This is a genomic window from Pseudomonas moraviensis subsp. stanleyae, from assembly GCF_036283065.1.
Taxonomy (GTDB): Bacteria; Pseudomonadota; Gammaproteobacteria; order Pseudomonadales; family Pseudomonadaceae; genus Aquipseudomonas; species Aquipseudomonas stanleyae.
On sequence record NZ_JAADJI010000015.1, the window covers coordinates 12,974 to 27,133 of the forward strand.

A 14,160-nucleotide genomic window follows, 5' to 3' on the forward strand; every position below is an offset into this window, starting at 1 on the left:
AAGGCTACTCGAAAGAGTGGCCTTTTTTGTATCTGTCGAAAAAGTCCTTTCGCAACAATGATCTGTCACTGTGCAGTGAACCGCTGGGGATCATCGGAAGTACTGTGTTGCGACTATGCTTGAGTCGCAGACAGGGTTTCTGCAATCCAGGAACTGCCCTCGCCGATGCCCGACGAGAGGCGTAGTATTTTGTGATTATTTTTTTCTACAGGGATTGGTAACTTGGCTGGATACCTCCATCCTGTCGCGCACAATCCAAGAGGTGATTGATGCGCGCCAACTCGTCTGATCCACAAGACACCGTTACAGCAGAACAACCGATCAAACCTCAGCGTTTGCGCTGGCTGGATCGGTTAAGCAAATACCGTCAGCCGATCGGTCTGGCGGTGACGTTGCTGCTGTTTGCCATTGCCCTGATTGCCTGCCGCCATCTGCTCGCCGAGCTCGATCTCTATGCGCTGCACGACTCGATTCTCGACGTGCCGAAACCGGCCCTGCTCGGCGCCATCGGCGCGACCGTGGTCGGTTTCATCATCCTGCTTGGCTATGAATGGTCGGCCAGCCGCTACGCTGGCGTGAAGCTGCCGCCGCGCACGCTCGCCCTCGGCGGTTTCACCGCGTTTGCCATCGGCAATGCGATTGGCCTGTCGCTGCTGTCCGGCGGCTCGGTGCGTTATCGTTTATATGCGCGATTGGGCGTCGGTGCGTCGGACGTCGCGCACATGACGTTGTTCGCCAGCCTCTCGCTGGGCTGCGCCTTGCCGCCGCTGGCTGCGCTGGCAACCCTGAGCAACCTGCCCGCTGCCTCGCAAGCGCTGGGATTGTCCGAAGTCTTGCTCGGCTCCGTCGCTGCTGCGGTACTGATCCTCGCTGCTGTCCTGGCGATCGGCATCTATCGCCGTCGTCTGCCGGAACAACCCTACCCCGACAATCTGCTGGTCCGCGCCGGTCGGCGCACCTTGCGCCTGCCGGGCCGGCGCCTGACCTTCCTGCAACTGGTGATCACCGCCCTCGATGTCGCGGCTGCCGCCACCGTTCTGTATTTGTTGCTGCCGGAAGCGCCGCCGTTTGCGCCGTTCCTGCTGGTCTACCTGTTGGCCCTGGCCGCGGGTGTGCTCAGTCATGTACCGGGCGGTGTTGGCGTGTTCGAAGCGATTCTGCTCGCCGCGTTTGCCGACAAGCTCGGCGCCGCGCCGCTCGCTGCTGCCCTGCTGCTGTATCGCCTGATCTATGTAGTTTTGCCGCTGCTGGTCGCTTGCGTATTGCTGCTGATCAACGAAGGTCAACGCCTGTTTCAAACCCAGACCATGCGCGCCGCGTCCGGTCTGGCGGCGCCGATTCTGGCGGTGCTGGTGTTCCTGTCGGGCGTGGTGCTGCTGTTTTCCGGCGCGACCCCGGAGATCGACACGCGCCTGGAGCACATCGGTTTTCTGATTCCGCATCGACTGGTCGACGCCTCGCACTTCGGCGCCAGCCTGATTGGCGTGCTCTGCCTGTTGCTCGCCCAAGGCCTGCGCCGGCGCCTGTCGGCGGCGTGGATGCTGACCACCATCCTGCTGCTGGTCGGCGCCCTGCTCTCGCTGCTCAAAGGCTTCGACTGGGAAGAAGCCACGCTGATGACACTGACGGCGGCATTGCTGGGCGTGTTCCGCCGCTCCTTCTACCGCCCGAGTCGTTTGACCGAACTGCCGTTTTCGCCGCTGTATCTGGTCGCCAGTCTGTGTGTGCTTGGGGCGTCGGCCTGGCTATTGCTGTTCGCCTATCAGGACGTGCCCTACAGCCATCAACTGTGGTGGCAGTTCACCCTCGACGCTGATGCGCCGCGTGGCCTGCGCTCGCTGCTAGGCGCCGCCGTTTTGCTGCTGGTGGTTTCGCTGACCTGGCTGCTGCGCACCGCGCGTCCAGTGATTCATTTGCCGACGCCAGACGAACTGGATCGCGCGGCGAAAATTCTCATGGCCTCGTCGCAACCCGACGGCGGCCTCGCGCTGACCGGTGACAAGGCACTGCTGTTTCACCCCAACGACGAGGCGTTTTTGATGTACGCCCGCCGTGGCCGCAGTCTGGTGGCGCTGTACGACCCGATCGGGCCGAGCCAGCAACGGGCGGAAATGATCTGGCAGTTCCGCGACCTCTGCGACATCCACCACACGCGCCCGGTGTTCTATCAAGTGCGCGCGGAGAACCTGCCGTACTACATGGACATCGGCCTGACTGCGATCAAGCTCGGCGAAGAAGCCCGGGTCGATCTGCTGCGCTTCGATCTGGAAGCCAAGGGCAAGGAGATGAAGGACCTGCGCTACACCTGGAACCGGGGCACCCGCGACGGTCTGTCGCTGGAAATCCATGAGCCAGGTCAGGCGCCGATGGATGAGCTGAAGGTCATTTCCGATGCCTGGTTGACCGGCAAGAACGTGCGCGAGAAAGGCTTCTCCCTCGGCCGTTTCAGCGACGATTACCTGAAGCACTTCCGCATTGCGGTGATTCGCTTTGAAGGCCGCCCGGTGGCGTTCGCCAATCTGCTCGAGACCTACAGCCACGATCTGGCCAGTCTCGACCTGATGCGCGCACACCCGGAAGCGCCGAAGCTGACCATGGAATTCATGATGGTCGGCCTGATTCAACACTATAAGAGTCACGGATACGCGCGCTTCAGCCTGGGCATGGTGCCGTTGTCGGGGTTGCAGCCCCGGCGCGGCGCACCGCTGACCCAGCGGCTGGGCTCGATGGTTTTCCGCCGTGGTGAGCAGCTGTACAACTTCCAAGGCTTGCGCCGCTTCAAAGACAAGTTCCAGCCTGATTGGGAACCCCGTTATATGGCCGTGCCCGCCGGACTCGATCCGCTCGTGGCGCTGGCCGACACTGCTGCCCTGATCGCGGGCGGCTTGACTGGATTGGTGAAACGCTGATGATTCAACGCTCCCTGAAGTACATCCTGGCCGCCCTCCTGGTGCTGGCCGTGATTGCCGGCGGCGGTTACTGGTACCTCAAACGCCCGGCACCGGAACCGACCGTCGAACAACTGACCCCGGCCGATGGCGCCGCCATGACCCGCGTCATCCCGGGCACCAAGCCCAAGGCGCAGGTGCTGGTCGCGGTCAACGACGACCAGAAACTCTCTGAAAAACAACTGACCACCCTGAGCCGCAGCGCCTCGGCGCAGATCGTTCAGGTGATTCTGCCCAAGGACTGCCTGCTGCAAAGCCGCGCCCTGCAATCGGGCCTGCGCGAACTGAACGGCCCGGCCACTCTGGTCAGCGGCATCGGCCCGGGCGCCGTGCTGGCGTGGCGCTGGCTGGCGGAACAGAAGGACGACAAGGCGCAGGCCATCTCCGTCGATCTGGCCCTGGAAAAACCCGGCTGCACCCACCTGCTGCCGAAATCCGCCGCCCACGGCCACTGGCTGGTGGCGTGGAACGACAACCCCGACGACGCCAGTGCAGGTTTCGTGCGCGATCAGCCGAACGCCGAAACCAGCATCAGCGACTACGACATCAACCTGCCGCAAGTGCTGAACAACGAACTGCGCAAAATCCTCGTCGGCGGCGACAAGGCCAACGGCGGCCTGGCGATCCCGGTCGTGGAAGTCCCAGCCGGGCAGGCCAACGACACCGTGACCCTGTTCCTCTCCGGTGACGGCGGCTGGCGCGACCTCGACCGTGACGTTGCCGGTGAAATGGCCAAGATCGGCTACCCGGTGGTCGGCATCGACACCCTGCGCTACTACTGGCAGCACAAGAGCCCGGAACAAAGCGCCCTGGACCTCACCGAACTGATGCAGCACTACCGGCAGAAATGGGGCACCAAACGCTTCATCCTCACCGGCTACTCGTTCGGCGCGGACGTTCTGCCAGCGATCTACAACCGCCTGCCAGAGAACGAACAGCAACGCGTCGACGCGATCATCCTGCTCGCCTTCGCCCGCACCGGCAGCTTCGAAATCGAAGTCGAAGGCTGGCTCGGCAACGCCGGCAAAGAAGCCGCCACCGGCCCGGAAATGGCCAAGCTGCCAGCGGCGAAGGTTGTGTGCATCTATGGTGAAGAAGAGACGGATGAGAGTGGCTGCACGGACAAGACTGCTGTCGGCGAGGCGTTGAAACTGCCGGGTGGTCATCACTTCGATGAGAACTATCCTGCGCTGGCCAAGCGTTTGGTGGACTTGATCCAGAAGCGTCAGAGCAAGGACTCGGTCGCTGAAGAGTGATCAGAGCCACACCCACAAAAAGCCCCCGCAACTTCGCAGTTGCAGGGGCTTTTACATTCCAGCAGCCACGTAAATCCCCTGTGGGAGCGAGCCTGCTCGCGAATGCGGTGAACCAGTGCACAGATTCGTCGACTGACACTACGCCTTCGCGAGCAGGCTCGCTCCCACAGGGGAATTGCGCTGGACTCAAATAATCGTTAGTCCCGGCAAGCGTATCTTGCCCGCATATCGTCTTGACTGATTGCTTGAGCCGGATCGAGGTTGATCAATCGCTCCATCGCTTCGGCTTCAATTCGAAGGTTCTCGAGATCATCATGCTTTTCTTGTTCCGAGGATGCCGTCATACATGCCTCGCTCATTTGCACACGCCAGTTCGTGTCAGACGTTTAGTATCGTTTACTTCCAGTCTCGCAATATCAGATGACGCCCACGGACCTTGTAGGCAAACTCCGAAACTCGTGTTCGGGCGCTGTGCCGCTCTATTGCGCTGTTTTTTGACGGGATACTCTCCGGATGTCGCTGACCCATTCAGCGATCGGGCTTGGTAACCCGGTGGAATAAGGCGCAACAGCGCACCCGACACGACTCAGGCGTATCCCGTCCGAGCCCCTGTGTTATGGCAGCTGTGCGTGGGACGCTTTCGGGCGTGCCGGTTTCCTTGATTCCCCGGTTTACCAACCTGCGCACAGCTGCCACCCATTCGCTTGGTATCGGATGCGGCAGCTCTCGAAATCAAGGGAACTGACAATGAATAATCCATCTGATCTTAAAACCATCGCTTCACCCCTTTCCTCTACAACGCGGATCAAGCGTTCTTCAATGTCCGCGCCGGCATCCCGATCATCGATGCCTTGTCCCAATCCTCCGACCTGCTATCCCTCGCCAAATCCTTCGCCGAGGATGCTGCCTTCATCAGAGACACCGACCGTCATGCCTGGGCGGCGCATTACCTGACGGTGATGGGCAAGGCCTTGATTGATGATGTGATTCAGGCGTTGATCCCACGACCTGCGCGCACGAAGACTGAATCTGAAGCTGATCTGTCTGAACGCACCTCTTGATTCAACCCAATACCCTGTGGGAGCGAGCCTGCTCGCGAATGCGATGGTTCAGCCACCACATGCTTCGACTGACACTAAGCCTTCGCGAGCAGGCTCGCTCCCACAGGGATATGCGGTGGATTGAAGGTTTATGTGCATGCACAAAAAAGCCCCCGCCAACCACAAGGCTGACGGGGGCTTTTCGGGTTGGGGCCAAGCTTACATTTCGACCTGCGTTCCCAACTCAATCACCCGATTCAACGGCAGATTGAAGAAGCGCAAATTGCCATTGGCATTCTTCAACATGAACGCAAACAACGCCTCACGCCAACGCGCCATGCCCTCAAGTTTAGAAGCGATCACTGTCTCCCGGCTGAGGAAGTAGGTGGTGCGCATCGGGCTGAAGTCGAGGTCTTCGAGGTGGCACAGTTTCAACGCCTGCGGCACGTCCGGCTCGTCGGTGAAGCCGAAGTGCAGAATCACCCGGAAGAAGCCCTCCCCGTGCGCCTCAACTTCAAAACGCCGCGATGGCGGTACGCGAGGGATGTCTTCGTAGACCACGGTCAGCAACACCACCTGCTCATGCAGCACCTGGTTATGCAGCAGGTTGTGCAACAGCGCGTGCGGCACGGCATCGGAGCGTGCGGTGAGGAACACGGCGGTGCCCTGCACGCGATGCGGCGGTTGCACGCGGATGCTGCTGATGAAGATCGGCAGCGGCAGCGCGCCTTCGTCGAGGCGTTCGACCAGCAGTTGTTTGCCGCGCTTCCAGGTGGTCATCAGCACGAACAGGGCGATACCGGCGATCACCGGGAAGGCGCCGCCCTGAACGATCTTCGGCACGTTGGCGGCGAAATACAGGCCGTCGACCAGCAGGAAGCCGAGCAGCACCGGCACCGCGAGGATCGGCGGCCATTTCCACAGCAGCAGCATCACCGCCGAGACCAGAATGGTGGTCATCAGCATGGTGCCGGTCACCGCCACGCCGTAGGCCGAGGCCAAAGCGCCGGAGGATTCGAAGCCAATCACCAGCAGCACCACGCCGACCATCAGCGCCCAGTTCACCGCGCCGATGTAGATCTGGCCCTGCTCGTCGCTGGAGGTGTGCTGGATGTACATGCGCGGAATGTAGCCGAGCTGGATCGCCTGACGGGTCAGGGAGAACGCGCCGGAAATCACCGCTTGCGAGGCGATCACCGTGGCCAAGGTCGACAGACCGACCAGCGGAATCAGCGCCCAGCTTGGTGCCAGCAGATAAAACGGGTTACGCGCCGCGTCCGGGTTTTCCAGCAGCAACGCGCCCTGGCCAAAGTAATTCAGCACCAGCGCCGGCAGCACCAGCAGGAACCAGGCGCGGGCGATCGGCTTGCGGCCGAAGTGACCCATGTCGGCGTACAGCGCTTCGGCACCAGTCAGCGCCAGCACCACGGCGCCGAGAATCGCCACGCCCATGCCCGGATGCACGATGAAGAAATTCACCGCCCACATCGGATTGATCGCGTGCAGCACTTCCGGGGTATGGCTGATGCCGTACACGCCAAGGGCGCCGAGGACGACGAACCAGGTGACCATGATCGGCCCGAACAGGATGCCGATCCGCGCGGTACCGTGGCGCTGAATCAGAAACAGCGCGACCAGCACGACCAATGACAGCGGCACCACCCAATGGTCGATGCCATCAAACGCCAGGCCGAGGCCTTCGATCGCTGACAACACCGAGATCGCCGGAGTAATCATGCTGTCGCCGTAGAACAGCGCCGCGCCGATCAGCCCGCAGACCACCAGCAGCGTGCGCAGACGCTTGCGCCCCGCCGCTGCCCGCCGTGCCAGTGCAGTGAGGGCCATGATGCCGCCCTCGCCCTGGTTGTCGGCGCGCAGGACGAACATCATGTATTTGATCGAGACCACCCAGATCAGCGACCAGAAGATCAACGACAGAATGCCCAGCACGCCGTCGTGATTGACCGGCACACCGTAGCCGCCGGAAAACACTTCCTTGAGGGTGTACAACGGGCTCGTGCCGATGTCGCCATAAACCACCCCGACCGCCGCGACCAGCATGCTCAGCGGTCTGCTCGCCGAACCCTCGGCGCCCGCCGCATGACTACTTGCCTGACCCATCCAACACTCCTGATCTCGATACCGGCTTCTTTGAAGGAAGCACTATGCTTTGTATTGCAGCATGCGCTGTTTTACCTGTTGTTACAGACCAATGATTGACTGCACGAAATTGGTAAAGCTCAACGGCGCGAAGCATAGCGCAGCACTCGTCGTATTTCCCCGTATAAAGCTGGTCAAGTGCGTTGCCCGCCGCTAGAATTGCGCACTTTTTGATCAGAGGCGCGCCCTAAGTGCCCATCCGTCGGTTTGCGCATGATGCAAGCGACGTCACAAAACACCGAGGTTAGACATGTCCACCACTCCTGCGCCGGCCAATCCAAAGGTTGGCTTTGTATCTCTGGGTTGCCCGAAAGCACTGGTCGACTCCGAGCGCATCCTGACCCAGCTGCGCATGGAAGGTTATGACGTGGTGTCCACTTATCAGGACGCCGACGTTGTAGTCGTCAACACCTGCGGTTTCATCGATTCGGCCAAGGCTGAGTCGCTGGAAGTGATCGGCGAAGCGATCAAGGAAAACGGCAAAGTCATCGTTACTGGCTGCATGGGCGTGGAAGAAGGCAATATCCGCGACGTGCACCCGAGCGTGCTCGCCGTGACCGGTCCGCAGCAGTACGAGCAAGTGGTCAACGCTGTGCACGAAGTGGTGCCGCCGCGTCAGGATCACAACCCGCTGATCGACCTGGTGCCGCCGCAAGGCATCAAACTGACCCCGCGCCACTACGCGTACCTGAAGATTTCCGAAGGCTGTAACCACAGCTGCTCGTTCTGCATCATCCCGTCGATGCGCGGCAAACTGGTCAGCCGCCCGGTCGGTGATGTGCTCGACGAGGCCCAGCGCCTGGTCAAATCCGGCGTCAAAGAGCTGCTGGTGATCTCGCAAGACACCAGCGCCTATGGCGTTGACGTGAAGTACCGCACCGGCTTCTGGAACGGCGCGCCGGTGAAAACCCGCATGACCGAGCTGTGCGAAGCCTTGAGCACCCTGGGCGTCTGGGTCCGCTTGCACTACGTTTACCCGTACCCGCACGTCGACGAGCTCATCCCGCTGATGGCCGCCGGCAAGATCCTGCCGTACCTGGACATCCCGTTCCAGCACGCCAGCCCGAAAGTGCTGAAGTCGATGAAGCGCCCGGCGTTCGAAGACAAGACCCTGGCACGGATCAAGAACTGGCGCGAAATCTGCCCGGACCTGATCATCCGCTCAACTTTCATCGTCGGCTTCCCGGGCGAAACCGAAGAGGACTTCCAGTACCTGCTCAACTGGCTGACCGAAGCCCAGCTCGACCGCGTTGGCTGCTTCCAGTACTCGCCGGTGGACGGCGCACCAGCGAATGATCTGGATCTGGAAGTGGTACCGGACGAGGTCAAGCAGGATCGTTGGGAGCGCTTCATGGCGCACCAGCAGGCGATCAGCTCGGCGCGTCTGCAAATGCGCATTGGTCGCGAGATCGAAGTGCTGGTGGATGAGGTTGACGAACAAGGCGCGGTCGGCCGCTGCTTCTTCGATGCACCGGAAATCGATGGCAACGTGTTTATCGACAATGGCAGCAACCTGAAGCCTGGCGACAAGGTCTGGTGCAAGGTGACTGACGCTGACGAGTATGACCTGTGGGCTGAGCAGATCTGATCTGAAGATCAAAAGCCCCTCACCCTAGCCCTCTCCCGGAGGGAGAGGGGACTGATCGAGGTGTTCTTGCGTGCTGCACCGACCTGAACGTTCGAGTCGTGCTCAGGCTTTTGAACAGCACGTAGATCAGCTCCCTTTCCCTCGCCCAGAGGGAGTGGGACTGATCGAGGTGTTCTTTCGAATTGCGGCGACTTGAAATATCGAGTCGAACTCAGGTTTTGAACAGCACGAAGATCAGCTCCCTTCCCCTCGCCCCCTCTGGGGGAGAGGGTTGGGTTGAGGGGGAAAGCTCTTGCAGGCAACACGGACAGCCAGCCAGACACCGCAACAAATACAAAAAGCCCCGCTCTTTTTCCGAGATGCGGGGCTTTTTTGCGGCTATCGTTTAGCGGGGGACGGACTCCCTTGAACCGCACAAGAGGCACACGCACATGCGTCAGCATCCGGTCATTCACACACCGAAAATCAGCGATTACGAAGAACTGACCCGGGTTTGGGAGGCCTCGGTCCGTGCGACTCATCAATTCCTGCCGGACAGTTACATCGAGCTGCTGCGCAATCTGGTGCTTACCCGCTATCTCGACGCGGTGATGCTGATCTGCACCAAAGATCCCCAACAGCGCATCACCGGGTTTGCCGGAGTGGCGGCGGGCAAGATCGAAATGCTGTTCATCGATCCCGACCATCGTGGCCGTGGTTTAGGTAAACAGTTGCTCAGATATGCGATCGAACGGCTGAACGCCGACGAACTCGACGTCAACGAACAGAACCCGCAGGCGCTGGGGTTTTACGAGAAACAGGGCTTCGAGGTGATCGGACGCTCCGAGGTCGATGGCATGGGCCAGCCCTACCCGTTGCTGCATATGCGTTTGCGACAGTCCCAGCAGCGCTCAAGCACCGGCTGACACACCATGGAACCCCTGTGGGAGCGAGCCTGCTCGCGAATGCGGTGTACCAGTCACTGCACACATAGACTGGCAGGACGCCTTCGCGAGCAGGCTCGCTCCCACATTGAATACAGCGCCTGCAAATGGAACCGGGCTTAACCGCTTCCACACAGGTACAATGCCCACCCCTTTTTTGTTACGGCCCTGTCATGACTGACCCGATTCGCCTCTCCAAACGCCTCATCGAACTGGTCGGTTGCTCCCGCCGGGAGGCCGAGCTGTTCATTGAGGGCGGCTGGGTCACTGTGGACGGCGAAGTCATCGATGAGCCGCAATTCAAGGTTGGCGAGCAGAAAGTCGAGCTCGACAAGGACGCCAAGGCCACCGCGCCGGAGCCGGTGACCATCCTGCTCAATGCGCCCGCCGGCATGGATGTCGACACTGCCATGCAGTCGCTCAGCGCCGAAACCCTCAGCGAAGAGCACCGCTACGGCAAGCGTCCGTTGCGCGGGCATTTCCTGCGCCTGACCGCCAGCGCCGACCTGCAACCCAAAGCCAGCGGTCTGCTGGTGTTCACCCAGGACTGGAAAATCCTCCGCAAGCTCACCGCGGATGCTGCGAAGATCGAGCAGGAATACATCGTCGAAGTCGAAGGTGAGATGGCTGCCCACGGCCTCAACCGCCTGCAACACGGCCTGACGCACAAGGGCAAGGAGCTGCCGCCGGTCAAGGCCAGCTGGCAGAACGAAAACCGTCTGCGCTTCGCCATGAAAAACCCGCAGCCGGGAATCATCGCGCAGTTCTGCGAGGCGGTTGGTTTGAAGGTCATCGGCATCCGCCGCATCCGTATCGGCGGCGTCTCGATCGGCAAGGTCCCGGTTGGCCAATGGCGCTACCTGTCCGGCAAAGAGAAGTTCTGAGACTTCCCTGCCGCCACACATTCCGGCAGCGCTCGCGAGCGCTGCCCACAACGCATCAGGATTACCGACATGGTTCATAACGACGTACTGCGCAGCGTGCGCTACATGCTCGACATCAGCGACAAGAAAGTCGTCGAGATCATCAAACTCGGCGGCATGGACGTAGCGCTCGCCGACGTGGTGACCTGGCTCGACAAGAAAGAAGAAGACGAAGAAGGTTTCGTGCGCTGCCCGGACGAAGTCATCGCCCACTTCCTTGATGGCCTGGTGATCTTCAAACGCGGCAAGGACGAAAGTCGTCCGCCGCAGCCGATCGAAGTGCCGGTGACCAACAACATCATCCTGAAAAAGCTGCGCGTGGCCTTCGAACTGAAAGAAGACGACATGCACGCGATCCTCAAGGCCGCCGAGTTTCCGGTATCCAAGCCTGAACTGAGCGCACTGTTCCGCAAGGTCGGCCACACCAACTATCGCCCGTGCGGCGATCAGTTGCTGCGCAACTTCCTCAAAGGGCTCACGCTGCGCGTGAGAGCCTGATAGCAGCTGCAAGCTGCAAGCTGCAAGCTAGAAGCTAGAAGCGGCAAGGCGGAGTACTGTTTTTACTTTGCCGCTTGCCGCTTGCCGCTTGCAACTCGAAGCTGGCCGCATGGCCCCTCATTCCCTGCAAAAATAGTGGCTCCGCTTTTCGCGACTGACGACTAGGGTGTATTGATCTCTAGCACTCAGGACTCGCCATGCATCCCTACTTTTCCCTGCAAGGCCGCACCGCTCTGGTGACCGGCGGCACCCGTGGTATCGGCAAAATGATCGCCAAGGCTTTCGTCGAGGCGGGCGCTTATGTCTACGTGTGCTCGCGCGACGTCGAAGCCTGCCATCAAACCGCCGAAGAACTTGGCGCCTTGGGCACTTGCCACGGCATGGCGGCGAATCTTGCCACCGAAGACGGCGTGCGCGAATTGGCCGCGCGCCTGGGCGAGCAGATCACTCATCTGGATATTCTGGTGAACAACGCCGGCACCACGTGGGGCGCGCCGCTGGAGAGCTATCCGGTCAAGGGCTGGGAGAAAGTCATGCAGCTCAACGTGACCTCGGTGTTCAGCTGCATCCAGCAGTTCTTGCCGCTGCTGCGCAAGGCGGGCTCGGCGGCAAATCCGGCGCGGATCATCAATATCGGTTCGGTGGCGGGGATTTCTTCGTTTGGCGAGCAGGCTTACGCCTATGGACCGAGCAAAGCGGCGCTGCATCAGCTGTCGCGAATTCTCGCCCGGGAACTGGTGAGCCAGCACATCAACGTCAACGTGATTGCGCCGGGACGCTTTCCGAGCAAGATGACCCAGCATATTGGTAACGATCAGCAAGCGTTGGCTGACGATACGGCGCTGATTCCGATGAAGCGCTGGGGCCGTGAGGAAGAGATGGCGGCGCTGGCGATCAGCCTGGCGAGTACCGCCGGGGCTTACATGACCGGGAATATCATTCCGCTGGATGGTGGGTTCAGCCTGTAGGTCGGCGGTGCGGCATTCGCGAGCAGGCTCGCTCCCACAGGATTTGTGCCCGACATAGATCCACTGTGAGAGCGAGCCTGCTCGCGAAGAGGCCAGCCATGTCAGCACCAGACTTGAAGCGAGCCGGGTTATCATGCCCGCCCTACCCCGCTTCGATCCCAGACCATGACTTACAGCGTCTCCCCCATCGGCTTCGTGCGCTCCTGTTTCAAGGAGAAGTTCGCCATTCCCCGCCAGCCACAACTGGCCCCGGCTGCCCGTGGCGTGCTGGAACTGGTCGCGCCGTTCGATCAGGGTGACGCCGTGCAGGGGCTGGAGCAGGTCAGTCACGTCTGGCTATTGTTTCTGTTCCATCAGGCCCTGGAAGACAAGCCACGCCTGAAGGTGCGCCCGCCGCGTCTGGGCGGCAACAAGTCGATGGGCGTGTTCGCCACCCGCGCGACGCACCGGCCGAACGGCATTGGCCAGTCGGTGGTGAAACTGGACAGGGTCGAAGCCGATAGGCTGTTTATTTCCGGGATCGATCTGCTCGACGGCACGCCGGTGCTGGATATCAAACCCTATGTGCCGTACGCCGATATCATCCCGGGCGCGACCAACCACATCGCCAGCGCGTCGCCGCAGTTGATCGACGTGCAGTGGGCGAACTCGGCGCTGCAACAGGCGCACATACACGCACAGCGCCTGGATGAGCCCTTGGTTGCGTTGATTGAACAGTGCCTGGCGCAGGATCCGCGTCCGGCGTATCAGACACCGGCGCCGGAACGTGAATATGGCGCGCAGTTCTGGGATCTCGACGTGCGCTGGCATTATCCGACGCCTGCGCAGATTTGCGTGCTGGAAGTCATCCCGGCTGGGGCTTGATGCTCGCGGTCAATGTAGGAGCTGCCGAAGGCTGCGATCTCTTGATTTTGCCTTGAAAAACAAGATCAAAAGATCGCAGCCTTCGGCAGCTCCTACAGGAGATTTTCGCAAACATGGGGAAATGTATCGGGCATAAAAAAGCCCCCATTGCCTGCAAGGCAATGGGGGCTCTCTGTGGTGCTTACTTCTCTACGAACGCACGCTCGATCAGGTAATCACCCGGCTCGCGCATCCGTGCCGAGATCTTCAGGCCGAAGCTGTCGAGCACTTCGCTGGTCTCGTCGAGCATGCTCGGGCTGCCGCAGATCATCGCGCGGTCGTCCTGCGGGTTGATCGGTGGCAGGCCGATGTCGCTGAACAGCTTGCCGCTGCGCATCAGGTCGGTCAGGCGGCCCTGATTTTCGAAAGGCTCGCGGGTCACGGTCGGGTAGTAGATCAGCTTGTCACGCAGCGCTTCGCCGAAGAACTCGTTCTGCGGCAGGTGCTCGGTGATGAATTCGCGGTAGGCGACTTCGTTGACGTAGCGTACGCCGTGAACCAGGATCACTTTTTCAAAGCGCTCGTAGGTTTCCGGGTCCTGAATGACGCTCATGAACGGCGCCAGACCGGTGCCGGTGCTCAGAAGGTACAAATGCTTGCCCGGGTTCAGGTCGTCGAGCACCAGAGTGCCGGTAGGCTTCTTCGAGATGATGATCTCGTCGCCTTCCTTCAAATGCTGCAGTTGGGAGGTCAGCGGACCGTCCTGTACCTTGATGCTGAAGAACTCGAGATGCTCTTCCCAGTTCGGGCTGGCGATCGAGTAAGCGCGCATAAGCGGGCGGCCGTTGGGCTGTTGCAGGCCGATCATCACGAACTGACCGTTCTCGAAGCGCAGACCCGGATCGCGGGTGCACTTGAAGCTGAACAGAGTGTCGTTCCAGTGATGAACACTGAGGACACGCTCGTGGTTCATGTTGCTCATGTACGTTTGACTCCTGGAGATTGGTCTGCGC

The 14,160-nt window shown here is 60.7% G+C and carries 10 protein-coding genes and 1 pseudogene; 9 read left to right on the top strand and 2 right to left on the bottom strand.

Annotated elements, in window-relative coordinates; genetic code table 11:
- The first annotated feature begins 269 nt into the window (after positions 1-269).
- The 3 genes and pseudogenes from mprF to GXB78_RS24890 all read left to right on the top strand — a co-directional run bounded on the left by mprF (position 270) and on the right by GXB78_RS24890 (position 5,265).
- Complete coding sequence (mprF, locus tag GXB78_RS24880; protein ID WP_329517411.1) at positions 270-2,909, top strand: bifunctional lysylphosphatidylglycerol flippase/synthetase MprF; 2,640 nt, start codon at positions 270-272, stop codon at positions 2,907-2,909.
- The gene (locus GXB78_RS24885) at positions 2,909-4,204 is read left to right on the top strand and encodes a virulence factor family protein (RefSeq protein ID WP_329517412.1); all 1,296 of its coding nucleotides are present in this window, start codon (positions 2,909-2,911) and stop codon (positions 4,202-4,204) included. The genes mprF and GXB78_RS24885 overlap by 1 nt, the downstream gene beginning before the upstream one ends.
- A 747-nt stretch (positions 4,205-4,951) precedes the next feature.
- Positions 4,952-5,265 (top strand): annotated as a pseudogene (locus tag GXB78_RS24890) (DUF3077 domain-containing protein).
- A 198-nt stretch (positions 5,266-5,463) separates the two neighbouring features.
- On the opposite strand, the gene GXB78_RS24895 reads toward GXB78_RS24890, so the two are convergent.
- Complete coding sequence (locus GXB78_RS24895) at positions 5,464-7,305, bottom strand: potassium transporter Kup (protein WP_371857548.1); 1,842 nt, start codon at positions 7,303-7,305, stop codon at positions 5,464-5,466.
- Between the two features lie 349 nt (positions 7,306-7,654).
- Between GXB78_RS24895 and rimO the strand changes: the two genes are divergently transcribed.
- From rimO to tsaA, 6 genes are all read left to right on the top strand, one after another.
- On the top strand, positions 7,655-8,992 hold the full coding sequence (gene rimO / locus GXB78_RS24900; protein ID WP_310406802.1) for a 30S ribosomal protein S12 methylthiotransferase RimO: 1,338 nt from the start codon (positions 7,655-7,657) through the stop codon (positions 8,990-8,992).
- 431 nt (positions 8,993-9,423) lie between these two features.
- Positions 9,424-9,897 (top strand): GNAT family N-acetyltransferase, encoded by a 474-nt coding sequence (locus tag GXB78_RS24905; RefSeq protein ID WP_329517413.1) that lies wholly within the window; start codon positions 9,424-9,426, stop codon positions 9,895-9,897.
- A 191-nt stretch (positions 9,898-10,088) separates the two neighbouring features.
- Positions 10,089-10,799 carry an rRNA pseudouridine synthase gene (locus GXB78_RS24910; RefSeq protein ID WP_329517414.1) on the top strand — a complete coding sequence of 237 codons (711 nt, stop codon included), beginning with the start codon at positions 10,089-10,091 and terminating at the stop codon, positions 10,797-10,799.
- Positions 10,800-10,868: 69 nt separating this feature from the next.
- Entirely contained in the window at positions 10,869-11,336 is a 468-nt protein-coding gene (locus GXB78_RS24915) for a YehS family protein (protein WP_329517415.1), read from the top strand.
- 197 nt (positions 11,337-11,533) lie between these two features.
- The gene (locus tag GXB78_RS24920; RefSeq protein ID WP_329517416.1) at positions 11,534-12,304 is read left to right on the top strand and encodes an SDR family oxidoreductase; all 771 of its coding nucleotides are present in this window, start codon (positions 11,534-11,536) and stop codon (positions 12,302-12,304) included.
- 165 nt (positions 12,305-12,469) lie between these two features.
- Complete coding sequence (gene tsaA, locus GXB78_RS24925; RefSeq protein ID WP_329517417.1) at positions 12,470-13,168, top strand: tRNA (N6-threonylcarbamoyladenosine(37)-N6)-methyltransferase TrmO; 699 nt, start codon at positions 12,470-12,472, stop codon at positions 13,166-13,168.
- A gap of 181 nt (positions 13,169-13,349) precedes the next feature.
- Here the strand turns inward: tsaA and fpr are convergent, their stop codons facing one another.
- Positions 13,350-14,129 carry a ferredoxin-NADP reductase gene (gene fpr, locus GXB78_RS24930; protein ID WP_007908723.1) on the bottom strand — a complete coding sequence of 260 codons (780 nt, stop codon included), beginning with the start codon at positions 14,127-14,129 and terminating at the stop codon, positions 13,350-13,352.
- Between the last annotated feature and the right edge of the window lie 31 nt (positions 14,130-14,160).

Excerpts from the sequence above, each read along its gene's own strand:
- mprF (WP_329517411.1), top strand. The coding sequence starts at position 270 with ATGCGCGCCAACTCGTCTGATCCACAAGACACCGTTACAGCAGAACAA.
- GXB78_RS24885 (WP_329517412.1), top strand. The coding sequence starts at position 2,909 with ATGATTCAACGCTCCCTGAAGTACATCCTGGCCGCCCTCCTGGTGCTG.
- GXB78_RS24895 (WP_371857548.1), bottom strand. The coding sequence starts at position 7,305 with ATGCTGGTCGCGGCGGTCGGGGTGGTTTATGGCGACATCGGCACGAGC.
- rimO (WP_310406802.1), top strand. The coding sequence starts at position 7,655 with ATGTCCACCACTCCTGCGCCGGCCAATCCAAAGGTTGGCTTTGTATCT.
- GXB78_RS24905 (WP_329517413.1), top strand. The coding sequence starts at position 9,424 with ATGCGTCAGCATCCGGTCATTCACACACCGAAAATCAGCGATTACGAA.
- GXB78_RS24910 (WP_329517414.1), top strand. The coding sequence starts at position 10,089 with ATGACTGACCCGATTCGCCTCTCCAAACGCCTCATCGAACTGGTCGGT.
- GXB78_RS24915 (WP_329517415.1), top strand. The coding sequence starts at position 10,869 with ATGGTTCATAACGACGTACTGCGCAGCGTGCGCTACATGCTCGACATC.
- GXB78_RS24920 (WP_329517416.1), top strand. The coding sequence starts at position 11,534 with ATGCATCCCTACTTTTCCCTGCAAGGCCGCACCGCTCTGGTGACCGGC.
- tsaA (WP_329517417.1), top strand. The coding sequence starts at position 12,470 with ATGACTTACAGCGTCTCCCCCATCGGCTTCGTGCGCTCCTGTTTCAAG.
- fpr (WP_007908723.1), bottom strand. The coding sequence starts at position 14,129 with ATGAGCAACATGAACCACGAGCGTGTCCTCAGTGTTCATCACTGGAAC.